At 74.2% G+C, this 23,273-nt stretch carries 18 protein-coding genes; 1 reads left to right on the top strand and 17 read right to left on the bottom strand.

Annotated elements, in window-relative coordinates; genetic code table 11:
* Nucleotides 1–2: 2 nt before the first annotated feature.
* The 11 genes from ACWGIS_RS06045 to ACWGIS_RS05995 form a co-directional block, all read right to left on the bottom strand.
* A complete protein-coding gene (locus ACWGIS_RS06045) occupies nucleotides 3–2,465 on the bottom strand; it encodes a tetratricopeptide repeat protein (RefSeq protein ID WP_453361269.1) in 2,463 nt (820 codons plus the stop codon).
* Nucleotides 2,466–2,553: 88 nt separating this feature from the next.
* A complete protein-coding gene (locus ACWGIS_RS06040) occupies nucleotides 2,554–3,882 on the bottom strand; it encodes a hypothetical protein (protein ID WP_453361192.1) in 1,329 nt (442 codons plus the stop codon).
* 47 nt (nucleotides 3,883–3,929) lie between these two features.
* A complete protein-coding gene (locus tag ACWGIS_RS06035; protein ID WP_453361191.1) occupies nucleotides 3,930–4,946 on the bottom strand; it encodes a glutamate ABC transporter substrate-binding protein in 1,017 nt (338 codons plus the stop codon).
* 14 nt (nucleotides 4,947–4,960) lie between these two features.
* Nucleotides 4,961–6,412, bottom strand: coding sequence for a hypothetical protein (locus ACWGIS_RS06030; protein WP_453361190.1), 1,452 nt, complete (start codon nucleotides 6,410–6,412; stop codon nucleotides 4,961–4,963).
* A 263-nt stretch (nucleotides 6,413–6,675) separates the two neighbouring features.
* Nucleotides 6,676–7,674 (bottom strand): N-acetylglucosamine kinase, encoded by a 999-nt coding sequence (locus ACWGIS_RS06025; protein WP_453361189.1) that lies wholly within the window; start codon nucleotides 7,672–7,674, stop codon nucleotides 6,676–6,678.
* Nucleotides 7,665–8,930: a 6-phospho-beta-glucosidase gene (locus tag ACWGIS_RS06020; RefSeq protein WP_453361188.1), complete on the bottom strand. Its 1,266-nt coding sequence runs from the start codon at nucleotides 8,928–8,930 to the stop codon at nucleotides 7,665–7,667. The genes ACWGIS_RS06025 and ACWGIS_RS06020 overlap by 10 nt, the downstream gene beginning before the upstream one ends.
* A gap of 2 nt (nucleotides 8,931–8,932) precedes the next feature.
* Nucleotides 8,933–9,829, bottom strand: coding sequence for a carbohydrate ABC transporter permease (locus ACWGIS_RS06015; protein ID WP_453361187.1), 897 nt, complete (start codon nucleotides 9,827–9,829; stop codon nucleotides 8,933–8,935).
* Between the two features lie 2 nt (nucleotides 9,830–9,831).
* Entirely contained in the window at nucleotides 9,832–10,776 is a 945-nt protein-coding gene (locus ACWGIS_RS06010; protein WP_453361186.1) for a carbohydrate ABC transporter permease, read from the bottom strand.
* 7 nt (nucleotides 10,777–10,783) lie between these two features.
* A complete protein-coding gene (locus ACWGIS_RS06005; RefSeq protein WP_453361185.1) occupies nucleotides 10,784–12,121 on the bottom strand; it encodes an ABC transporter substrate-binding protein in 1,338 nt (445 codons plus the stop codon).
* Between the two features lie 82 nt (nucleotides 12,122–12,203).
* A complete protein-coding gene (locus ACWGIS_RS06000; protein WP_453361184.1) occupies nucleotides 12,204–13,415 on the bottom strand; it encodes an ROK family transcriptional regulator in 1,212 nt (403 codons plus the stop codon).
* A 225-nt stretch (nucleotides 13,416–13,640) separates the two neighbouring features.
* Entirely contained in the window at nucleotides 13,641–14,717 is a 1,077-nt protein-coding gene (locus ACWGIS_RS05995; RefSeq protein WP_453361183.1) for a mechanosensitive ion channel family protein, read from the bottom strand.
* Nucleotides 14,718–14,990: 273 nt separating this feature from the next.
* On the opposite strand from ACWGIS_RS05995, the gene ACWGIS_RS05990 reads away from it, so the two are divergent.
* Nucleotides 14,991–15,527, top strand: a complete 537-nt coding sequence (locus ACWGIS_RS05990; RefSeq protein ID WP_388908986.1) for an HNH endonuclease — start codon at nucleotides 14,991–14,993, stop codon at nucleotides 15,525–15,527.
* A gap of 46 nt (nucleotides 15,528–15,573) precedes the next feature.
* Here ACWGIS_RS05990 and ACWGIS_RS05985 read toward each other — a convergent pair whose 3' ends face one another.
* The 6 genes from ACWGIS_RS05985 to ACWGIS_RS05960 all read right to left on the bottom strand — a co-directional run bounded on the left by ACWGIS_RS05985 (nucleotide 15,574) and on the right by ACWGIS_RS05960 (nucleotide 23,036).
* Nucleotides 15,574–16,194, bottom strand: a complete 621-nt coding sequence (locus ACWGIS_RS05985) for a hypothetical protein (RefSeq protein ID WP_453361182.1) — start codon at nucleotides 16,192–16,194, stop codon at nucleotides 15,574–15,576.
* A complete protein-coding gene (locus ACWGIS_RS05980; RefSeq protein WP_453361181.1) occupies nucleotides 16,191–17,600 on the bottom strand; it encodes a hypothetical protein in 1,410 nt (469 codons plus the stop codon). The genes ACWGIS_RS05985 and ACWGIS_RS05980 overlap by 4 nt, the downstream gene beginning before the upstream one ends.
* Nucleotides 17,597–18,361 (bottom strand): ABC transporter ATP-binding protein, encoded by a 765-nt coding sequence (locus ACWGIS_RS05975; RefSeq protein ID WP_453361268.1) that lies wholly within the window; start codon nucleotides 18,359–18,361, stop codon nucleotides 17,597–17,599. Before ACWGIS_RS05975 ends, ACWGIS_RS05980 begins: the two co-directional genes overlap by 4 nt.
* Before the next feature lie 74 nt (nucleotides 18,362–18,435).
* The gene (locus ACWGIS_RS05970) at nucleotides 18,436–19,326 is read right to left on the bottom strand and encodes a zf-HC2 domain-containing protein (protein WP_453361180.1); all 891 of its coding nucleotides are present in this window, start codon (nucleotides 19,324–19,326) and stop codon (nucleotides 18,436–18,438) included.
* Nucleotides 19,323–19,907 (bottom strand): RNA polymerase sigma factor, encoded by a 585-nt coding sequence (locus ACWGIS_RS05965; protein ID WP_453361179.1) that lies wholly within the window; start codon nucleotides 19,905–19,907, stop codon nucleotides 19,323–19,325. Before ACWGIS_RS05965 ends, ACWGIS_RS05970 begins: the two co-directional genes overlap by 4 nt.
* A 51-nt stretch (nucleotides 19,908–19,958) precedes the next feature.
* A complete protein-coding gene (locus tag ACWGIS_RS05960) occupies nucleotides 19,959–23,036 on the bottom strand; it encodes a beta-N-acetylglucosaminidase domain-containing protein (RefSeq protein ID WP_453361178.1) in 3,078 nt (1,025 codons plus the stop codon).
* Between the last annotated feature and the right edge of the window lie 237 nt (nucleotides 23,037–23,273).

The raw sequence follows: 23,273 nt of genomic DNA, 5'->3' as shown, positions 1-23,273 counted from the left end.
CCTCACACCCACGTCCGGGGGCGGTAACGGTTGGCACGTTCCACCAGGTCGATCCTCTCCTCGCCGCCCTGCGCGAGTCTGGCGAGCATCCGGTACGAACGCTCGAGACCGAAGCGGAGGCCTCGCTCGTCCAGCTCGCTGCCCAGCAGCGCACGTCCGCCCCCGGCCGGAGCGGAACCTCGGCTACCGGAGAGTACCCAGTCCAGCGCACAGCCCAGGACCTCTGTGGACAACTGCTCGCGTCGCACGGCGTCCAGACCGTAGCCGTCCAGCGCCTCCACCTGCCCTGCGGCGGCGGTCAGTTCGTCCAGGAAGCCCGGCGCGGCGGCCTCCTCGGCCGTCCGGTGCCGCAGCCGCGCCCGTACGGCCGCGACCCGCGCCGCCGTGTAGTGGATCGACGACTCCGGCACCGACTCCAGGGTCAGCACCGCGCCCCGCCGGTCGCCCGCCGCGAGCTGGACCCGCGCCAGGCCGAACGCCGCGCTCACGTAGCTCGGGTCGGTCGTCCACACCAGGCGGTAGTACTCCGCCGCGTTGTCCAGCTGGCCGAGCACCTCCGCGCAGACGCCCAGGGCCAGCTTGGGGGCGGGCTCGCCGGGGAACGCGTCGTAGACCGCGTCGAAGGACAGCGCCGCACCCTCGTGGTCCCCGGTCGCCAGCGCGGCCACGCCCCGGTACCAGACCACCCGCCAGTCGTCGGGCCGCTGCTCCTCCAGCTTCCGCAGGACCTCCAGCGCCGTGTACGCGTCGCCGCTCTCCAGGCGGGCCCGGAGCTGCCGCAGGTGCGTCTCCACGGACTCGCTGGGCGCCGCCGCGAGCGCCGTGATCAGCTCCGCGGGCGCGGACGTCAGCAGACCCGCCAGGAAACCGGCGTTCGGGTCGCCCGGGTCGACGCGCGGGACGGGCAGCGCGAGCGCGGTGGTGGCCGTGTTCAGCGGCTTGACCAGGGACGTCCCGGGGCGCGGGGGCGGCGGCGGGGTGCCGTTGGACCTCGGGCGGGGCAGGGCGGGCAGCTTCCCGCCCCGTACGGGCACGGCGCGCGCCCCCAGCCGGGAGACGTCACCGTCCAGCCTCACGAACAACTCCGTGTCCGTGACCTTGACCTCGGGCCCGAACAGCGTGGACAGCGAGGGACGCGGACGGCCCGTCTGCAGGGCCACGACCTCGCGCAGGACGCCGGTCAGCTGCTCCGACATCTCCTCCGCGGAGGCGAAGCGGCGGACGGGATCGGGGTCGGTGGCCCGCACCAGCAGCCGGTAGAAGGACTCGTACTGCCGGAACACCTCGATGGTGTCCGGGTCGGGCAGCGAGTCCACGAAGACGTTCGTGTAGCCCTGGAAGTCGAAGCTGAGCACCGCCAGGGTGCGCGCGACCGTGTAGAGGTCGGAGGCGACGGAGGGGCCGGTGTCGGCGACCTCCGGGGCCTGGTAGCCGACCGTGCCGTAGATGGCCGACTCGTCGTCGTCCATCCTGCGCACCGCGCCCATGTCGATCAGCTTGAGCTGGTCCTCGGTCTGGATCGCGTTGTCGACCTTGAAGTCGCAGTACAGGAGGTTGCGGCTGTGCAGGTGCCCGAGCGCCTCCAGGGCCTCGATGCCGTACGCGCAGGCCTGCTCCACCGGCAGCGGGTCCCGCTTGCCGTCCGCCGTCCGCCGCCCGTTGGCGATCTCCTTGAGGGACTTGCCGCCCACGTACTCCATGACGATGTAGCCGTCGAGGGAGCCGGTGCGCTGGTCCAGGTGCTCGACGAAGTTGTAGATGCGCACGATGTTGGCGTGCTCGATCTCGGCGAGGAAGCGGCGCTCGGAGATCGCGGCCGCCATCGCGTCCTGGTCCCCGGTGTCCAGAAGGCCCTTGAGGACCACCCAGCGGTCGGAGACGGCACGGTCGACGGCGAGGTACACCCAGCCGAGCCCGCCGTGCGCCAGACAGCCCGCGACCTCGTACTGGCCGTGCACGATGTCGCCCGCGTGCAGCTTCGGCACGAACGAGTACGGGTGGCCGCACTTGGTGCAGAAGCCCTCCGTGCGCCCGGGCCGGTCCCCGCGCGAACGCCCCACCGGGGCACCGCAGTCGGAGCGCGAGCAGAACCGCTTGCGCTCGGGCACCTCCGGGTTCTCCAGGACCATCTCGCGCGGGTCGGGCCGCGGCACCCCCGGCACCTGCACCAGGCCGGCGCCGAGCCGGCCGCGGCTGGAGGACCCCGTCGTCGAGCCGGAGCTGCGCACCGACACCGACCGCGAGCCCGAACTCCCCGACAGGGAGCGCGACAGACGGCCCGAGACCGAGCGCCGGGACTGCGAGGACCGCGACGACGCCCGTGAACTGGCCCGCGAACTGCTGCCCCGGGAGCCGCGCGAGCCCCCGCCCGCCGTGATCCCGGTCGGCTGCGAACCCACCATGCCGTCCGAGGAGACCACCGGCGCCAGACCGCACGTGTCGCAGTACAGCTCCCCGCCGCCCATGTCCTCGTACGACCCCGGGCAGCCGGGGCGCTGGCACTCCCGCGCCCGGCTCACGGACTGCTCACTCACGCTGCCTCACCCCTGCCCCTCACGTGCCGGGCCTCCTCTGGTCGGCCGGCTCACCGGCGCCGTCCTGCCCGGGCGCCCGCGGGCTCAGCAGCTCGGACGCCGCGCGCTGGTAGCGCAGCACCGCCTCCTCCGCGACCCGCAGATCGCAGGGCGCGCTCCACAGCATGCGGCGCGCCGCGTCGTAGCGCTCGATGAGGAACGGGTCCTCCGCGAGACCGTGCCGGGCGACCTTCGCCTTGTACGCGTCGAGCCGGCCGCGCAGTTCCGCGCGGACCGCGAGCGGCGCGGTGACGGCCGTCAACGACTCACGGGCGCGCAGCAGTTCGTCCTCCGCCTTCTGCTCCAGCGACTCCAGGAGCGGGGAGAGCCGGTGCCACTGGGCGTGCCTGCGGTACTCGGCGGCGGCCGCCAGCTGCTCGTGCAGCGCGGTCGGCGGGCCGCTCACCGCGGGCACCTCCGACGCCGCGATCTTCGCCAGCACCTCGCCGCGGGCGGACCGGGCCTCCGCCAGGGTGCGGTCCGCGCGCGAGAGCACGTCCCGCAGCCGTACGAGCCGCGCCTCCGCGTCCTGCCGCACGGTGAGCACCGCGTCGATCTCCCGGCGCACGTCCTCCAGGGCGCGCGCCTCGCGGTCGTACGCGGTCGTGTCCGGCCGGCCGCCGCCGGGCGCCGAACTGCCCTGTGCGGGCAGCCAGAAGGCCAGCGGGTCGGAGATCACCCGCTCCCGCATCGACGTCAGCGTGCGCGTGATCCGCTCCAGGTCGTCGCCCGAGGGGTGCTCGCCGGGGCGTACGCCGACCGAGTGCGCCAGCCGGCGGGTGCGCTGGAGCTCCGCGGCCAGTAAATCGATCCGGGCCGGCAGCGCGGACCAGACGGCGTCCGCCGCCACGACCATGTCGAGGGAGGCCGCGTACAGCTCGTTCATCCGCTCCACGAGGGCGACCAGCGAGAACCGTTCGCTGAGCTTGCCCGATCCGGCGAGCGTGGGCGCGTTGGCCGTGGCGCTGCCGGCGACGGTGACGCTCTCGCCGCGCAGCAACTCCGTCAGCTCGGCCAGGTCCTCACGGCTCGACCAGCGCCGGCGCGCACGGATGCCGCGTGCCGCGCGCAGGGCGTCCGCGTACGCGTCGAAGTACGCCCACAGCAGGGTGATCGACGCCTCGGTGGCCGTCCAGCGCTCCTGGGTGACGCCCGTGAGCTCGGCGCCTTCGAGGAGTCTGCGGCCCGCGTGGTCCTGGAGGGCGAGGAGGGAGGTCTCGATGGCCTCGTGCTCCGCGCCGAGCCGCGCCAGCGCACGGTCCACCTCGTCCCGGTCCATCACCGGCCCGGGGGGCCCCGTGACGCCCATCGATCACCTCTCGCTCTCGGTTGCTGCCTGTCGCCGGTCGGGGGCCGTCACCTGTAGTGGGCCACCGGCGGCTTCGACGACGGCGACTTCTCGGGCAGGGTGGCGGACAGCCAGGTGTCGTAGGACGCCTGCCAGCCGCTCTTGCGGTAGTCCTCGATGACCTGGTTGACCCGGCGCACCAGGTCCTCGGCGTCCTTGTTCATCGCCACACCGTAGTACTCGGTGGTGAAGGTGCTGCCCTTGAGCTCGACCGTCGGGTCCTGCGCGGCCTGGCTCGCGGCGAGTGCGCCGTCGGTCACCACCGCGTCCACCTCGCCGAGCTGGAGCCGTACCAGGCAGTCGAGTTGGTTCGGGACGACGGTCCGCAGGTCGACGGACGCGGGCAGTCTGCCCGCGTCCTGGTCCTTGTCCAGGGTCTCGAAGGCGGTGGAACCGTCCGCCGTGCAGATGCGCTTGCCGGCGAGGGTCTTGTCGTAGCCCTCGATGGCCGACTTCTTGGGGGCGAGCACCTGCTGACCGGTCATGAAGTACGGCGCGGAGAAGGCGACGTCCTTCATGCGCGTGCAGGAGATCGTCATCGTGCGCACCACCATGTCGACCCGCCCCTCCTGGATGGCCGGGATGCGCTCGTTGGTGGGTATGGCCTTGAAGCGGATCTTGTTCGGGTCGCCGAGGATCGCCTCGGCGATCCGCCGCGCGAGGTCGATGTCAAAGCCCTCCAGCTCGACCTTGTCCTTGGTGCTGTTCGGGTCCCGGTAGCCCCAGCGGTAGCTGTTCTGGTCGACGCCGACCGTCAGGTAGTCGCGCTCCTTGATGGCCTTGACCGTGGCGCCGCTCTCGTCGCCGGACGGGGAGGGGCTCAGGTCCTGCGGGTCGGTGCAGTCCTCGGCCCTGGTCTGGCGGCCGTCGGCGACGCCCCGGCCGCCGATGCCGGTGCTGCCGTCCCCGCGCGCGTCGGTCAGCGGGAGCAGCAGCGCGAGAGCCGCGGTGAGGGCGCAGGCGAGCGCCATCGCGCCCACTCCGCCCCAGCCCCGCAGGCTCGCCCTCAGCCGTCGTACGGTCATGGCCGCTCCTCCTCTCACCGGTACTCCGACAGCCTGCGCCCGATGCCGAGCACCGCTCCCGCCGCGCCGAGCACCGCGAGGACGGCCGCACCGAGGGGCAGGCCGGTCATCGCGCCGAGCCCGTCACCCGCCGCCTGCCGGAACTCCCGCTCCTCGTGCCGCAGCGCCAGGTCCAGATTGTCGTCGACGCCGTCGAAGCACTCGCCGGTCGGCTTCTGCGCCGCGGTGCCGATGATCCGGTCGAGGGCGCCCTGGTAGTCGCCCGCGTCGTCGGCCCGGCGGGCCTCCAGATGGCGGGACTTCCACACCTTCATGTTGCCGGTGGCGGTCGTGACGGGCTTCTCGCCCGCCGTGTCGTCCGCCAGCGAACCCGCCTGGGCCAGGCCCTTCGTGAGGTCGCTCATCGCCTTCTGGAAGTCGACGTCGAACCTGTCCTTGGACTTGCCGCCGACATCGACGGTCTCCGCGCCGCGGCTCACCAGCGTGAGCGTCTCGTTGCCGCGGGCCTTGAGGGAGGCGATCTGCGCGTCGTGCAGCACGTTCAGGGAGCGGACGCCGTGGTCGTACGAGGAGTCGAGCCCGGCCCGGGCCACGCTGTGCCCGACGACCAGCCAGAGCAGGACCACCGCGGCGGCGGCCGTGGCGGCGGCGAGGCCCTGGTTCAGCACGCGGTTGGTGCGCCGGTAGTGGCGCCGCTGGGTCCAGGCGAGGGCGCCGAGCACGACGAGGCCCAGCGCGATGGCGGCCCAGGGGTAGGGGGTCGCGGCGGCGTAGTCGGAGCGCAGCCGGCGGTTCTCCGAGGTGTAGAGCTTCTCGGCGGCCGGGAGCATCTCCTTCTGCATCTTGTCGTTCGCGTACCGAAGGTAGGCGCCGCCGAGCGGGAAGCCCTGCCGGTTGTTGGCGCGGGCCCGCTCGACCAGGCCCTTGTACTGCGGCAGGAGCTTGTTCAGCTTGGTGATGGTGGCCGCCGACTCCGAGCCCGGCTCGGAGTTCGCGGCGGCGGTGACCAGCTTGGCGGCGGCCGTCCTGATGTTCTTCTCGTACCGCTCGCGGGTTTCCTTCGGCTCCTGACCGCCCGCCAGGAAGCCGCTGGAGGCGGCCGTGTTGGCGCCGGCGAGGGAGCGGTAGATGTCGGCGGCGTCGGAGCTCAGCGGCTGGCTCTTGTGCAGCACGTCGTCGGCGGCGGCCGCGCGGTCGGCCATCTGCCAGGCGGTCACGGAGCCGAAGGCGACGACCAGCAGCGCGAGGAGCGCGCCGATGATCCGCAGCCGGCCCGGCTCGGTCGTCGCGCCCGCCCGCAGCCGGTCGACGCCCTCGGACCACGCCGTACGGCGCGGCGCGGTCACGGCGGGCTGCGGTCGCGCGGGCGGCACCGGCGCGGGCGGCCCGGCCTGCGGCGGCACGGCCGGGACCGCGGGCGCGGCCGGCGCCGGTGGCGCCGCACCGCCCTGCTGCCGATACGTCACGTGACCTCCCCCATGGTCCTTCGTCGGTCACCCCCGCCCACCGCGCCGAGGGCGCGGGCGGAGGTGCACGGGCGCAAGTATCGCCGCCGCGGCGGACATCCGCACAGGCCTTGACTCGATCTTGTTCGGATCGCGGCACACCCGTCGGACTCCAGCACGGCGCGCGACTCCCCGCGCCACCCCCCTGCCCATGAATACGCGCGCCGGTTCCGTTCGGTTCCCGGCCTGCGGCGGAGGGATCGCGCCCCCCGCCGCGCGGGAGTTCACGCCCCGTCGCGCGCGGCGGTCACGGTCCCTTCGTAGGCGGCCCGCACGCGCGCGTGGACCTCGTCCGGGGCCCCGAGGTGATCCAGGCCGAGGAGCGCGGCGCCGAGGACGGGGCTCGCCGTGACCACCCGCGGGACCGCCTTGGGGGCGCGGTCCGCGAGCAGTTCGGCGATCCGGTCGTCGAGCTGCGGGTGCCGGGCGGCGAGGATGCTGCCGCCGAGCAGGACCGGCACCTCCTCGTCCAGCAGTTCCAGGCGGGTCAGGGCCACCGCCGCCATGGCGACCACCTCGTCGGCGAGCCGGTCGACCAGCGCGCGGGCCGCCGGGTCGCCGTCCGCGGCGGTGGCGAACAGCACCGGGGTGAGCTCGTGCCGCCGGGCGTTGCCGATGTGCCCGAGGTGCAGCGCCTCGATCAGCGCGTACATCGAGCCGAGGCCGAAGTGGGCCGGCAGGGTGCGGGCGAGGGCCGTCGGTCCGCCCCGGCCGTCCTCGGCGCGCGCCGCGTGCCACAGGGCCTCCTCCGCCAGCCCCCAGCCGCCGCCCCAGTCGCCGGAGATCCGGCCGATCGCGGGGAAGCGGGCGGTGCGGCCGTCGGGCCGCATGCCCACGCAGTTGATGCCGGCGCCGCACACCACGGCGACGCCGCGCGGCTCGGCGACCCCCGCCCGCAGGATCGCGAAGGTGTCGTTGCGCACGTCCACGCTCGCGCCCCACCCCCGCGCCTTCAGGGCGGCCGCCAACTGCTCCTCCTCGACCGGCAGATCGGCGTTGGCGAGACAGGCGGAGACATGGGCGACGGAGGTCACGCCCGCCGCGTCGTACGCCCGCCCGACCGCCGCGGCGACCGCGTCCACGGCCGTCTCCACGCCCACCGCGGGGGGGCGGAACCCGCCGCCGCGGGCCGTGGCGAGCACCTCCCCGCCGGTGGACACGACCGCGACGTCCGTCTTGCTGTTCCCCGCGTCGATGGCGAGGACGCCTGCGCTCACGCCCACGCGAGGTGCTCCCGGTTGTGCGCGATCAGCCGGTCGGTGAGGGCGTCGGCGTAGGCGTACTGGCCCACCAGGGGGTGCGCGAGCAGGGCGCGGAACACCCGGTCGCGACCCCCGCGCAGCGCGGCCTCCAGCGCCAGGTCCTCGTACGCCGTCACGCTCGCCATCAGGCCCGCGTAGAGCGGGTCGACGTCCGGCACCGGCAGCGGCGTCGGCCCCTTCGTGCCGACCGCCGCCTGCACCTCGATCACGGCGTCGTCCGGCAGGAAGGGCAGCGTCCCCCGGTTGTAGGTGTTGACCACCTGGTAGGGACTGCCGCCCCCGCCGAGCAGCGAGGCCGCCAGGTCCACGGCCGCCTCCGAGTAGTACGCGCCCCCGCGCCGGGCCAGCAGCTCCGGCTTCTCGTCGAGCTTCGGGTCGCCGTACATCCGCAGCAACTCCCGCTCCATCTCCGCCACTTCGGCGGCCCTGGAGGGTTTCGTCCCCAGCTCCCGGACCACCTCGTCGTGTGCGTAGTAGTAGCGCAGGTAGTACGACGGGACGACGCCGAGCCGGTCGACGATGCTGCGGGGCAGGTGCAGGTCGTCCGCGACGGCCCCGCCGTGCTCGGCGAGCAGCCTGGGCAGGACGTTCTCGCCCTCGGGGCCGCCCAGACGCACACCGGTCTCCCAGGTGAGGTGGTTGAGGCCCACGTGGTCGAGGTGCACCTCCGCCGGCGCGACCCCGAGCAGTCCGGCGAACTTCCGCTGGAAGCCGATCGCCACGTTGCACAGCCCGACCGTCCTGTGGCCCGCCCGGAGCAGGGCGCGGGTGACGATGCCGACCGGATTGGTGAAGTCGATGATCCAGGCGTCCGGGTTGGTGCGGCGGACCCGTTCGGCGATGTCCAGCACCACCGGCACCGTGCGCAGCGCCTTGGCGAGGCCGCCCGCGCCCGTCGTCTCCTGCCCGACGCAGCCGCACTCCAGCGGCCAGGTCTCGTCCTCGTTGCGGGCGGCCTGCCCGCCGACGCGCAACTGAAGCAGCACGGCGTCGGCGCCCTCGACCCCCGCGTCCAGGTCGGACGTGGTGACGATGCGCCCCGGGTGCCCCTGCCGGGCGAAGATCCGGCGGGCCAGGCCGCCCACCAGCTCCAGCCGGTCGGCGGCCGGGTCGACGAGCACCAGCTCCTCGACGGGCAGGGTGTCCCGCAACCGCGCGAAGCCGTCGATGAGTTCGGGGGTGTACGTGGAGCCCCCGCCCACTACTGCGAGTTTCATGGTCAGCCCTTCACTCCGGTGAGCGTGACACCCTCGACGAACGCCTTCTGCGCGAAGAAGAACACGAGGATCACGGGGGCCATGACCAGGACGGTCGCGGCCATGGTGAGATTCCAGTCGGTGTGGTGCGCGCCCTTGAACGACTCCAGGCCGTAGCTCAGTGTCCACGCGGCGGGGTTCTCGGACGCGTAGATCTGCGGCCCGAAGTAGTCGTTCCAGGCGTAGAAGAACTGGAAGAGCGCGACCGCCGCGATGCCGGGCTTCGCCATCGGCAGCACGACCCGCAGCAGTGTCCTGAGGTCCCCGCAGCCGTCGACCCTGGCCGCGTCGAGGTACTCGTTCGGGATGGTCGTCAGGAACTGCCGCAGCAGGAAGATGGAGAACGCGTCCCCGAAGGCCATCGGGACGATGAGCGGCCACAGCGTGCCGGACAGGTCCAGCTGCTTCGCCCAGAACAGGTACATCGGGATGACGACGACCTGCGGCGGCAGCATCATCATCGAGATGACCAGCATCAGCGACAGGTTCCGGCCCCGGAAGCGGAACTTGGCGAGCGCGTACGCCACCGGGATCGACGACACGACGGTGAGGACGGTGCCGGCCCCGGCGTAGAGCAGGGTGTTCTTCCACCAGGTCAGGAACCCCGGGGTATCGAAGACCTCGCGGTAGTTGCCCCACTCCCAGGTGTGCGGGACCAGGTCCCGGCTGAGTGCCTGCGTGTCGCTCATCAGCGAGGTGAGGAACACGAACACGAAGGGCAGCACGAAGAACAGCGCGGCCGCCACGCCCAGCGCGTGCACCGCGATCCACTCCAGGAAGGCCCTGCGGCGGGCGGTGCGCTCGGCCGGCGAGACGGGCCGCGGTCGTGACTCCAGCGGTTTGTCGAGTACTTGGGTCATGGTCAGTCACCTGCCTGGATGAGACCGCCCCGGCGCCGCATCAGGAACGCGGTGAACACCATGGACAGGGCGAACAGCACGAGCGCGACCACACAGGCGGAGCCGTAGTCGAAGCGCTGGAAGCCGAGGTTGTAGACGAGCTGCGGCAGGGTGAGCGTCGACTTGTCCGGGTAGCCGGGCTCGAACTGCGTGCCCGCGCCCTGGATGACGCCCGACGCGACCTTCCCGGCGATCAGCGGCTGCGTGTAGTACTGCATGGTCTGGATCACGCCGGTGACCACGGCGAACATCACGATCGGCGAGATGTTCGGCAGGGTCACGTACCGGAAGCGCTGCCAGGCGGAGGTGCCGTCCAGCTCGGCGGCCTCGTACTGCTCCTTCGGCACGTCGAGCAGCGCCGCCATGAAGATGACCATGAGGTCGCCGACGCCCCACAGGGCGAGCATGGTGAGCGCGGGCTTGGACCAGGCCGGGTCGTTGAACCAGCCGGGCGCCGGGATGCCGATGCCCTCCAGGATCGAGTTCACCGGTCCCGTGCCCGGGTTGAGCAGGAAGGCGAACGCCATCGTGGCGGCGACGGGCGGCGCCAGGTAGGGCAGGTAGAAGAGGGTCCGGAAGACGCCCGTCCCCGTCCTGATCTTCGTGATCAGCAGCCCGACGCCCAGTCCGAACAGGACCCGGAGACCGACCATGACGACGACGAGCCACAGGGTGTTGCGCAACGCGGGCCAGAACAGCGGGTAGTTCTGGAAGACGTAGACCCAGTTCCTCGTGCCGTTCCACGTCGGCGGCTTGAAGCCGTCGTAGTGCATGAACGAGAAGTAGACGGTCGAGAGCAGCGGGTAGGCGAAGAAGACCGCGAACCCGACGAGCCAGGGCGACATGAAGGCGGCCGTGCGCAGCGCCGCCCGGCGGCGCTTGGCGCGCAGTGTGTACGTGGCGCTCATGGACGTGTCACTTCGCCTGGGCGATGTCCGTGTCGATCTGGGCGGCGGTCTTCCGCAGACCCGCCTCCAGATCCCGCGCCTTGCCGCTCTCGTAGTCGTAGCCGAACTGCTGGATCGTCACGAGGTAGGTGCCGCCGTTGACCGAGGCGGGAGTCGTCGTGGAGTGCGGGTTCGACGCGATGTCCAGGAAGGTCTTGAAGCGGGGGTCGTACTTCAGCTTCGGGGACTTGAGGGCGGCCAGCGTGGACGGCACGTTGTGGATCGCGTTGGCGAAGCCGACCACCGCGTCCGTGTCCGTGGTCATGTACTTCACGAGTTCCCAGGCGGCGTTCTGCTTCTTGCTGGTGGCGGCGACGCCCGCGATGGTGCCGGTGATGTAGCCCTTGCCGTACTGGTCGGCCTGGTCGTCGGGCACGGGCAGCGGTGCCACGCCGATCTCGAAGCCGGGCTTCGCCTCCTCGGCCATGCCGAGCCGCCACTCGCCGTCCAGCTGCATCGCGACCTGGCCGGTGTGGAAGGGGTGCTTGGGGCCCCACTCGTCGCCGAGCTTGGACCGGTACTTCTCCAGCTTCCGGTAGCCGCCGAGCGCGTCGACCAGCCGCTTCTGGAGGGTGAACCCCTGCTTGAACGCCGGGTCCTTGGCGATGTTCGACTTGCCCTCGCTGTCGAAGTACGTCGGCGAGAACTGCCCGAAGTAGTGCTCGGTGGTCGACTCCCAGCCGTGGTAGTTCGGCATGAAGCCGAGCCGGGAGTACGAGTCGCCCTTGGCGACGGTGAGTTTCCTGGCGTCCTTCTCGAACTCCGACCAGGTCTTCGGCGGCGACGTGATGCCGGCCTTCTCGAAGGCGGTCTTGTTGTAGTAGAGCCCGTAGGCGTCACCGAGCAGCGGCACCGCGCAGCGGTTGCCCTCGAACTGGGTGTACTCGTTCATCGCCTTCGGGAACGTCTTCTCCGGGTCGATGTGCGCCTTCTCGAAGAAGGGGTTCAGGTCGACGAAGGCGCCGGACGAGCAGAACTTGCCGACGTTGTTGGTGGTGAAGGAGGAGACGACGTCGGGGGCCTTGTCGCCGCCCGCGCGCAGTGCCTGGTTGATCTTGTCGTCCGTCATGTTGCCGACGACGTTCACGTGGATGTTGGGGTGCTTCTTCTCGAAGCCCGCGACCAGCGACTTGACGGCCTCGACCTCACCGGGCGCGCTCCAGGCGTGCCAGAAGTTGAGCGTCGTCTCCTTCGAGGCGTCGTCGCTCGCACCGGAGTCGGACTGGCCGGTACAGGCGGTGGCGAGGAGGGCTATCGAGGCGGACGCGGCCAGCACGACGGCCGCTTTCCGGGACATTCCGGGCATGACGGGGTCTCCCTAGGACGGGCGGGACTGCAGGGGACGCGGGGGGTGGGCGAGAGGGGGGCGGTGCCGGGAGGCGGCGGGGTCAGCGCGAGGTGTCGAAGACCTCGTCGCGGGTGGCCGCCAGCGCGCTCTCCAGCGCGCCGCGCAGCACGGGGTGTTCACGCACGTCGCCGACGACGAGCCGCGGACGGGACGCGGCCAGTTCCTCCAGCTCCGCCTGGACCAGGGCCCGCAGCGGTTCACCGCCGGCGGTGAGGGAGGCGCCGCTGAGCACGACGAGTTCGGGGTCGAGGACGGAGACGAGGGAGGCCAGACCGGTGGCCAGCCCGGTCGCGTACGTCTGGAGCAGCCGCAGGTGCGGCCCCTCGTTCACGGCGGCGGCGCGGGCGACGAGGGCGGCGGCCGCCTCGGCGTACGGCCCGCCGGGCACCGGCCGGATGCCCAGCTCGCGGGCCAGCGCCGGGATCGCCTGGGAGCCGGCCAGCTCCTGGTAGCCGCCGCTGTTGGCGCGGGTCACCTGCCGGACCAGGGGCGCGCCGGGCACCGGCAGGAACCCGACCTCGCCGGCGCCGCCGGTCCAGCCGCGGTGCAGCCGCCCGCCGAGGACGAGCGCGGCGCCGAGACCGCCCTCGTTCCACAGCAGGACGAAGTCCTCGTGACCGCGGGCCGCGCCGAGCCGCTGCTCCGCGACGGCGACCAGGTTCACGTCGTTCTCGTACTCGACGGGCATCGGCAGCGCCGCGGCGAGCTCGTCGAGGAGGCTGGGGGAGTGCCAGCCGGGCAGGTGCGAGGCGTAGCGCAGCCGTCCGGTGGTGGGGTCGAAGGCGCCGGGCGTCGCGATGACGAGCCGGTGCACGTCGTCCCGGGCGAGCCCCGCGGCCTTCACCGCCCCGTCCAGCGCGTCGGTGACCTGCCGGACGACGGGCTGCGCCGGGCGCCGGCCGGGTGTCGGCAGCTCGAACTCGCCGACCGTGCGGCCCGTGACGTCGGCGACGGCCGCCCGGATGCGTTCGGGGGTGACGTCGAGTCCGGCCGCGTGGGCGGCGTGCGGATTGACGGCGTACAGCTGGGCGTTGGGGCCCGGGCGGCCCTCGCTGGTCCCGGTGGCCAGCACCAGCCCCGCGGCCTCCAGCCGGGCGAGGAGCTGGGAGGCGGTGGGCTTGGACAGCCCGGTCAGCTTGCCGATCCGGGTGCGGGACAGCGGGCCGTGCTCCAGGAGCAGGTCCAGTGCGGCGCGGTCGTTCATGGCGCGCAGGACGCGCGGAGTGCCCGGCGTACCGGCTGATCCGGCCATGTCGTCCCCACCTGCCTCTCGGCTGCCCAGCTTTCCAGTGCCGCGGCGGCGCCGTCCACGCGGGGCCGGGGAGACCCCGCCGCGAGATCACTGTTAGGAAAGTTTCCTGTTCGATGGGAGGAACGTAGGCGCGGTGCCGTCAGGGCGTCAAGAGAGACCGCCCCCGCGGCAACGGAGTCGTTACCCGCGGGGGCGGTCGTGGTGGGTCTGCGGAAGGCGCCGGGGCTACCTCTGCGGGGGCCTCGGGGCGATCGGGGACGCGGCCTCCGACTGCGGGGACGCCGAGTTCGCGTACACCGAGGGCGCCGCCACCGCGGCCGTCGGGTCCGGGGCCGGCGTCTCCTCCGGCTGGACCGTGGAACCGCCGACGATCCGGATGTCGGCGGCGTCGAAGGCGCGCTTGATGCGCCAGCGCAGCTCGCGCTCCACCGTCAGGGCCTTGCCCGGCATGGTCTTCGCCGAGACGCGGACCACCATCGAGTCGAGCAGCACGCTGTCGAGGCCGAGCACCTCGATCGGGCCCCACAGCAGCTCGTTCCAGGGCTCCGCCTTGCTCATGGCCTCGGCGACCTCGTTGAGCACGGACCGGACGTGGTCCAGTTCCTCCGAGGCGCGGACGGTGACGTCGACACCCGCCGTGGCCCAGCCCTGGGAGAGGTTGCCGATCCGCTTGACCTCGCCGTTGCGGACGTACCAGATCTCGCCGTTGTCGCCGCGCAGCTTCGTGACGCGCAGGCCGACCTCGATCACCTCGCCGGAGGCCACGCCCGCGTCGATGGTGTCGCCGACCCCGTACTGGTCCTCCAGGATCATGAACACGCCGGACAGGAAGTCCGTGACCAGGTTGCGGGCGCCGAAACCGATCGCCACACCGGCCACTCCCGCGGAGGCGAGCAGTGGCGCGAGGTTGATCTCGAACGTGCCGAGGACCATCAGCGCGGCCGTGCCGACGATCAGGAAGGACGCCACCGAGCGCAGGACCGAGCCGATGGCCTGGGACCGCTGCCGGCGCCGCTCGGCGTTCACCAGCAGCCCGGCGAGCGCGGTGCCGTCGACGGCCTGTGCGGTCCGGTTCATCCGTTCTATGAACTTGGTGATCGCCCGGCGCACCGCGATCCTGAGGGCCACCGCGATGACCACGATCAGCAGGACCCGCAGACCGATGCTCAGCCAGGTGGACCAGTTCTGCTCGACCCAGCTGGCGGCGTTGGTCGCGCTCTCCTGGGCGTCCTGGAGCGGGTCGGCCGTCGTCGAGGGTGACGGCGACGGGGTCGCGGCGGCCGACAGGACGGACAAGAACACGGGGTGTACCTCCAGGCGTAGCGGTCCGCCCGCGGCCGGAAATCACGAAGGGGACACCGTCGGGCAGACCCACCACACTAACGGGGCATCGTGTGTGGATCGTTGCCGTCTCCGGGGGAGAGACTGTGCTCACCCGGGGAAGAAGCAGGTGTGGTCGAAAACACTCCCAGCCCGTTACCGGGACATGGTGGCGCTTCCACCAGGCATGAGGGGACACTGACCACAGATCGTCCCGGCGCGAGCCACGCGCCGCCGGCGTACAAGGAGGCATCCGTGCCGCATGTCCTGGTCCTCAACGCGTCGTACGAGCCACTCGGCGTCGTACCGCTCCGCCGCGCGCTCGTCCTCGTCCTGGAGAACAAGGCCGTCTCCCTCGAGGAATCCGGCGCCTTCATGCACAGCGCGACCGTTACTGTCCCCGCACCCAGCGTGGTCCGGCTGAAGAGGTTCGTCCGGGTGCCCTACCGGGGCCCGGTCCCGCTGACCAGGCGAGCGCTGTTCGCCCGCGACGGCGGCCGGTGCATGTACTGCGGTGGCGTCGCAACCAGCGTCGACCACGTCATCCCGCGCAGCCGCGGGGGTCAGCACGTCTGGGACAACGTGGTGGCGTCGTGCCGCCGCTGCAACCACGTCAAGGCCGACCGCCACCTGGTCGAGATCGGCTGGCGCCTGCGCCACAAACCCGCCCCGCCGACGGGGCTCGCCTGGCGCATCATCGGAACCGGCCATCGCGACCCGCGGTGGCTGCCCTACCTCCAGCCGTACGGCGCCGAGGACGCGATGGCCCGGATCGACGGCATCTCCGCCTGACGATCCGGGCCTTCGCGCACCCCTGCCCGTCCCGCACGGCCCCGCCTCAGCCGCGGGGTCCTTCGGGGCGGGCGCCCCGCCATGCGCAGAGCGCCAGACCGCACACGAAGAGTGCCAGCGCGACGGCCCAGGCGGCCGGCTGCGGGCCCGTCTGCAGCGGCCAGGCGAGGACTGTCTCCTTTCTCACACGCGGCGAGGAGGCCGAGAGGTACACCGAGCTGAAGTACAGCGTCGTCGGCAGCCAGCTCGCCCGGGCGCCGGTCACGACCGCCGCGGCCGCCGTGAGACCGACCGCGCCGAGCGTGTTGCGGACCATCGCCGCCGCCCCGAACACCTCCGCCCGCCCGGGCACGGCGAGCGCCAGCAGCAGCGCCGCGAGCACGCCGAGGACCAGCAGGTGGGCCAGGCGCCGGGGCCACCAGGGCCGCACGGCGGTGTCGTCCAGCTCCCTGGCGTACGCGTGCAGGCTCGCCCCGATCGCCGCCGACGCCGCCACCGGGGCGAGCGAGAGCAGCGGGATCCTGCGGTACGGGTCCAGGTAGGTCGCCGGCCGGCTCGCCGCCCACAGGGTCAGCAGCGCGGCGCAGACCAGCACGGCCACCGTCATGGGCAGGGCCCGGGAACGGGCGTACAGGACGAGCGGAGCGGGCGGGCAGGGCGTCTTCACAGGGACGGGACCTCTCTCGCGTCCGGGGTGCAGTCCCCGGCGGTCGCGAAATAGCGGCCGAGCCAGCCGCGGCGCTCCTCGCCGGTCATCCCCGCGAGGCGGGCGTACGCCTCGTCCTCGGCGCGGTAGCGGGCGAGTGTCTCCTCGTCGCCGCTCTTCCGGGCCGCCTTCTCGAACTGTCGGCGCAGGTCACGGGACAAGGGGTCAGGCGCCAGCCAGCGCAGCACGGCCTCGTCCGTGAGCCGCACCCGCCGGGACGACGGGGTCTCCTCGCAGTCCGCCCGGACCAGCATCTGCGCGGCCTCCCAGGCGTACCGCGGGGGATCGGTGACCTCACCGCGTACGACGCTGTGCCCGAACGGCGTCAGCATCGGCATCTGGGCCTCGTCCCCGTGCGGGCGGCGCCCCAGGTCCTCGAAGCGCACCGGCAGGTTCCGTACGCCCGCCAGCCGGCCGGTGAGACCGGACAGCGCGTCGGTCACCTCCGGCAGCAGACCGGGCTGGGTGGCGTTGACGCACACGTGCGGGGTGACCGAGGTGGCGCACACCTGCCGGTGGATGCGCGGGTTGTCGGCGAGCACTCCGTCACCCGTGCGGACGAGCAGGACGGCGGCGGCAAGCGCGGCGGCCAGCGGCAGCAGCGCGGCGGGGCGGCGGCGCGCGGTGAGGGCCAGGACCGCGGCGGCGGCGAGCCCGGTGGTCCACAGGGCCGCGAGGAGCGGGTACCACCACAGGGGCAGCGCCTGGTCGCCGTTCCCCCGCACGTGCGCGAGCGCCAGCAGGCGCAGGCCGTCGTGCGAGGTGCCCACGACGCCGAACAGGACGTAACCGCAGATCGCGAGCGCCGGGGCGGTCAGCCGCCAGGGCAGCACCCGGCCGGCGACGTGGCCGAGCAGCGTGCACGCGGTGAGCGAGACGGCGGTGCCCGCGAAGACCGTCGGGACCGGGGCGCCCGCCGAGGCGTAGGGCGCGCAGGCGGCCAGCGCCCCGGCCACCACGAGCACGTAGGCGGCCGTCAGCCAGCAGCCCAGCGGCAGCGCCGCCGTGAGGAGCTGGGCCAGCGGACCGCGGGCGGCGGAGACGCGCAGGTCCGCCGTCCCCAGCCGGCGTTCCCGGCCGCCCTGCCAGGCGCCCGCCGCCAGCGCGAAGGGCGCGCCGACCAGTCCCGCCGCGTAGCCCAGCGAGGTGGTCGTCTCACCCCAGCTGCCCTGCCACTGCGCGGCCGTGGCCGCGAGGGGCCACGCCAGCGCCACCAGCAGCGCGGCGCCCGCCCAGGGGGCGAACCCGCGCAGGAACTCGGTGCGCAGCGGCGGGCGCGCGCGGCGGCCACGGGATACGGGAGCGGTGCTCCGGTCCGGCGCGACGGCGGCGGCGCGGTCCTCGTCGGGCCGGGTGCGGACGCTCATCGGCCGGCCTCCGCCGGGGTGCCGGCGCGGTGGGCGCGCAGGGCCGCGGTGTAGCCGCGCTCCATGGCGTTGCCGTCGGCGGAGGTGCCGTCCGCGCCGAGGTCGGCCAGCGACCGCGGGGTCCCGCGGTAGGCGACCCGGCCCGCCTCGATCAGGGTGACGTCCGTGCAGGCGGCGGCCACGTCCTCGACCAGGTGGGTGGAGACGACGACGGTGGCGGCCCGGCCCAGCTCCCGCAGCAGGGCGCGGAACTCGACGCGCTGCTCGGGGTCGAGGCCCGCGGTGGGCTCGTCCAGCAGTAGGACGCGGGGCTCGTTCACGATCGCCTGCGCGATGCCGACGCGGCGGACCATGCCACCGGAGAGCGTTCTGACCTTCGCGTCGATGCGGTCGGCGAGTCCCACCCGGGTCACCGCGTGCTCGACCGCGTCCGGCACGGCGGCCGGCGGCATCTCCTTCAGCCAGGCCACGTACGCCACGAACTCCCGCACGGTGAAGCCCGGGTAGTACCCGAACTCCTGCGGGAGATAGCCCAGTTCCCGGCGTACGGCGGTCCGCTCCCGGTGCCGGCCGAGGTCGCTGCCGAGCATCTCCACCCGGCCGGCGGCGGGCTCCGCGACCGTCGCGAGGACGCGGACGAGGGACGTCTTGCCGGCCCCGTTCGGACCGAGCAGCCCGTGGACCCCGGGACCGAGGTCCAGGTCGACGGCGTCCAGCGCGAGTGTCCTGCGGTGGCGGACGGTCAGCCCCCGGACGCGCACGGCCCGGGAGTCGGCCGCGGTGCCGGTGCCGTCCGGGGTCCGGGGCGCGGGCGGTGTGGTGGTGCCGGGGAGGTTCACATCGTCTCCAGACGGTCGTACGCGGTGCGGCGCGCGGCGAGGACCAGGGCGCAGAGCGCGCACGCCGCCGCCCAGGTCCACTGCGGCGGGGCGCCGGTGAAGTAGAGAGAGAGCTGCCGGCCGAGCCGGACCGTGACACCTGCGCCCGAGTCCGCGAGGACGGGCGCGGCCAGCGCGAGCAGCCAGCCGCCGCCGACCGCCGCCGACGCGGCACGGCAGCCCACGAACCCCGACAGCGCCAGGGTGGCCAGCGTCAGGGCCAGCCCGGGCAGCAGCCAGGCGGCCGCCGCCGGCACCTCCGGGGCGCCGGGACCGGCGGAGGGCAGCAGGAACCCCGCCGCGGTCAGCAGCGGGACGCTCAGCGCGAGGACGGCGGCCGTCCGCGTCAGCAGCAGGCGCAGCCCGCCCGAGGGCGAGGCGGCGGCGATCTCGTGCAGCGGATCGGCGTGCCGCCCGTAGGACAGGGCGACCCCGGCGACCGGGACGACCGGGGCGACGGCCGGCAGCAGCGGGCGCACACCGTCGAACCCGCCGCCGTACGCGAGGGCCAGCGCCCCCGCGGCCACCAGGACCACCGCCGCGGCCCAGGCCCCGCGCAGCGCGGGCCCGGCGGCCCACAGGACGCGCCCGAGCCGCCCCCCGACGGCCCGGACCCGCACGGGCGCCGGTGCCGGGGCGGGTGCCGGGGCCGGGGCGGCGAGCAGGACCGCGTCCCGCACCTCGGCCAGCACCGCCCCCGCGGCTCCGGCCCGCGCCGCCCGCGAGGCCCGTACGGCGCACGCGCCGCAGCCCTCCAGGTGCTTCTCCAGGGACCAGGCGTCCGGCTCCGGCAGGCCGCCGTCCGTGTAACGGGTGATCAGGTCGTCGGGTGCGTGCCAGCCGGTCATGCCGGACCTCCCAGCGGGGACGGGCCCGGGGCCCCGGACGGATGCAATGGGGCGAGGGCGGCGCGCAGTTCGGCGCGGGCGCGCATGGCGCGGGTCTTGACCGTGCCCTCGGGGATGCCGAGGAGCCGGGCCGTCTCCCGGGTGGTGAGCCCGTCGACCACCGTGGCCCGCAGCACCTCGCGGAGTTCGGGGGAGATGCGGTCGAGCGCCGTGCCCACGTCGCCGTACTCCAGGCCCGCCAGCACCCGCTCCTCGGCGGAGGCCGCCGCCACCGGGGCCTCGTACTCCACCCGCGCGGCCCGCTCCTGCACCCGGCGCGCGTCCACCAGCCGCCGGGCCGCGAGCGTCCACAGCCAGCCGCCGGCCTGCTCGCCCCGGTGGGAGGCGGCAGACCGCCACACCGCCACGAAGGTGTCCTGGAGCACCTCGCGCACGACCTCGGGGTCCGCGCAGCGCCGGGTCAGCCGCGTGTGCAGCCAGCCGGCGTGCCGGTCGTACAGGGCGGCCATCGCCGCCGAGTCCCCGTCCGCGACGGCCCGCAGCAGCGCCGCGTCCGTGACGTCCTCCCGGTGGCCCCCCATGGGGCGGAACAGTCTCACACCCCGTCTATCGACCCCCGGGGCGCCGACGGTTCACCGTCCGGCACCCGGTCCTCGGGAGCCGCCCCGGCCGGCGACGCCGTACGCCTCCACCGACCAGAGCGAGTAGCCGTACCGGGTCGCCCGCTCCTCTCCCCGTACGCGCACGAAGCGCACGTCCGGCTCGTCCATGCGGACCGACTCCCGGCCGCCCCGCCCGTCCCGCACCTCCGCCGCCGTACGCCAGGCGCGGCCGTCCGCGGAGACCTCGACGCGGTACGCCGAGGCGTACGCGTCCTGCCAGCGCAGCACCACCCGGCCCAGGCGCACCGGCCGGGGCAGCTCCACCTGCCACCAGGCGTCGTCCCGCGCGGGGGAGGACCACCGGGTCCCCGGGTCGCCGTCGTTCGCCGCGGGCGCCGGGAACTCCGCCGTCTCGTCACCGGAGGACGCGGCCCGCCCGCCGCGGGCGAGGTCGGGTCCCGCCGTGCGGGGGAACGCGCGGACGGTGAGCGTGCGGATCTCCCCCCGGAAGGCGATCCGCACGGTGTACGTCCCCGAGGGCGTCCTCGCCGGGACCTCGATCCGCACCGGGACGGAGAGGTCCGTGCCGCGCCTCAGGCGCACCGGCGCCGCCGGGAGGCGCACCCGGACACCCTCGGGCGCCCGCGCCGTGAGCCGGCCGCGGACGTCGGAGGGACGCAGGGGGGCCAGCCGCACCGTCGCCGACCCCGTGCCGCCGATCGCCACGTCCGTCTCCGCCCGCGCCAACTCCACTTTCGCCTCGGGGGAGTCGGCGAACCAGGGCACGAGGTGCCGTACCCGCGCGGGCCGCGGTCCGGTCACCCGCAGGGCGTCCGCGGAGACCTTCGCGGTGATCTCGGTGGCCCCGCCGGGCGCGAGGTCGCCGAGGCGCCGCCAGCCCTCGCCGGGGACGTGCGCCTCGACGGTGCCGGCCGTCCCCGGCTCGGTGAGCACGGTGACGGCGGACAGCGGGCGGGTCCGCGCCAGGCGGACGGCGCGGGCGACCGGGCGCCCCTCGCCACCGCGCCCGGCCCCGGCGCGGTCCGCCTCGGGCTCGTGGCCGAGGCCCGCCCACGTCTCGTACGCCTTCGACGCCCGCGCCAGGAACGGGCCGAGCACGCCCTTGCCCACCGTCACCCGGCTCGACGCGAGGCCGGCGCGCAGGCGGACCAGGGAGCGGTAGGCGTCCCAGGCCGCCGTGGCGTCGCCGTCCGACTGGGCGCTCAGCATGGCGACGGCCGTGTCGCCCGCCGTGCCGTAGCGCGCCAACTGCTCGCTCCAGGGCCGCACTTCGGACGCCAGCGAACGGCCCGGCAGATGCCCGGGAGTGTCCCGCATGACCGCGAACGCGGCCCGCAACCGCCGCGCCGCCCGGTCGTCCGCCACGCCGCCGGGCGCCGTACGGCCCTTCCAGAACGCCTCGACGAGCGGGCGCAGGTACGCCGACTCGTCACCGCCGAGCACCGACGAGGCGTCGTTCCCGGCCAGCGCGCCCAGCGCCCGCCCGCCTCGCGCGTCGCCGCCCGCGAGGTCGTCGATCGCGGCCCGCCAGGAGTCCTCGGGGCGGTAGTCGCGGGGGTTCCAGGCGTAGTCGGCGGCGGTGAACAGCGGGACCCGGGACGCCTCCGCCTGCTGCATCGCGTTCGCCAGCAGGCCCGCCGAACCCGTGGCGACGGCGGGCTCGCGGCCCCGGTACGGGCCGAGGAAGATCCGGTCCTGCGCGTAGTCGTTGACGGGGTAGTTGTCCATGGTGACCAGCGGATGCCCGAACGCGTCCCGGGCGGCGGCCAGTTCACGCCCGGTGATGGTGCGGGGCACGACGCCGACGCCCGTCCACGCCACCTCGACGCCCTCGTCCAGCGCGTCCGCGAGCGCCCGCCGGTAGTCGGTCACGCCCTCCTGGTAGTACTCGGTCGGCATGAGCGACAGCGCGGCCGCGTCCGGGTGCCGGCCGGCCAGGTGCCGGGCCACCGCGTTCGCCACCCGCGCCTGCGCCCGCGCCGCCGACCCCGGACCCGAACCGAACTCCTCCGCGTCCGCCCCGCAGTGCCACTCGCTGTAGCTGACGTCCTGGAACTGGAGCTGGAAGGCACGGAATCCCAGCGCCCACATGGCGTCGAGCTTGCGCGTCAGGGCCGCCGTGTCGGCGTCCGACGAGAAGCACATCGCCTGCCCCGGCGCCACCGCCCAGGCCGGCGTGACGTGGTCGCGCACCGCCCGGTCCGTCAGCTCCCGGAAGTCGGCGCGCTGCCGTGCCGGGTACGGCTCGCGCCAGCGCGCCTGCCGGTGGAGGTCGTCGCCGGGCGCGTACAGGTAGCGGTTCTGCTTGGTGCGGCCCATGAAGTCCAGCTGGGCGAGCCGCTGTTCGTGGGTCCACGGGGTGCCGTAGAAGCCCTCGGTGGTGCCCCGGACGGCGGTTCCCGGCCAGTCGCGGACCAGGACGCCCGCGATCCGCCCGCGGCCGTCGACGAGTTGGCGGAGCGTCTGCACCGCGTGGAACAGGCCGTCCTCGCCGGCCCCGGCGAGGGCGACGGTGGCGCGGCCCGCGACCCGTCCGACGGCCAGCCGGTAGCCCCCGGACGGCAGATCGGCGCGGGGCGGGGCGCCGAGCGCGGCCAGGGCCCTGTCCAGCGAGGTCGCCGCGCGGCCGCCCAGCGCGTGCGCGCCGTCGGTCGCCGCGCTGCCGGCGTGGCCGCCGAAGGGGTACGCGCTCCCGCCGCCCGTCCCGTCGGCGCCCTTCGCGCCGGTGCCCTGCGCCGTTTTGTCGTGCGCCCTCTCCACGCCCGCGCGCACCACCAGCGCGCCCGCGCGCGAGGCACTTCCGGGGATCGGATCGCCGTCGCGCACCGTCGTGACCTTCCGCGCGCCGGCCTGCCACAGCAGCGACCGCAGCGCGTCCAGGGCGTACGGATCGGCCGCCGCGTCGGCGACCAGAACCACCTCGCCGGTGACCGCGACGGCGGTGCCCCCGGCTTCCAGGGACTGCGGGCGCGGCCAGACCGCCGGCGGGGCACCCGAGTCCGGCGCGTCCGCGGCGGCGTGCGCCGGCCCGGCGACGGCCCCGGGCACGACGCCCAGAGCACCGGCCGCCAGCACCAGCGCGAGCACGGCCGCGCCAGTACCCCGGCGGGGCGTCACGTCACCCGGCCCCCGCACGCGCTTCTCCGCCCGCCGTCCCCGCCGCAGCAGCACCGTTCCCCACCCGCCCCGGAGCCGCAACAGCCCCTCCCTCGTCGTCCTCCGCGCCTTCACCCGCACCCCGCACGGCTCGGTCGGGGCGGCATCGAGCCCACCATCCGCGCGGTCGCGGTGTCAACGGAAGGGACCCACGTGCCCCGTGCGCCC

The organism is Streptomyces sp. NPDC054842, assembly GCF_053611025.1.
This window is presented reverse-complemented; position numbering and strand designations above follow the sequence as displayed.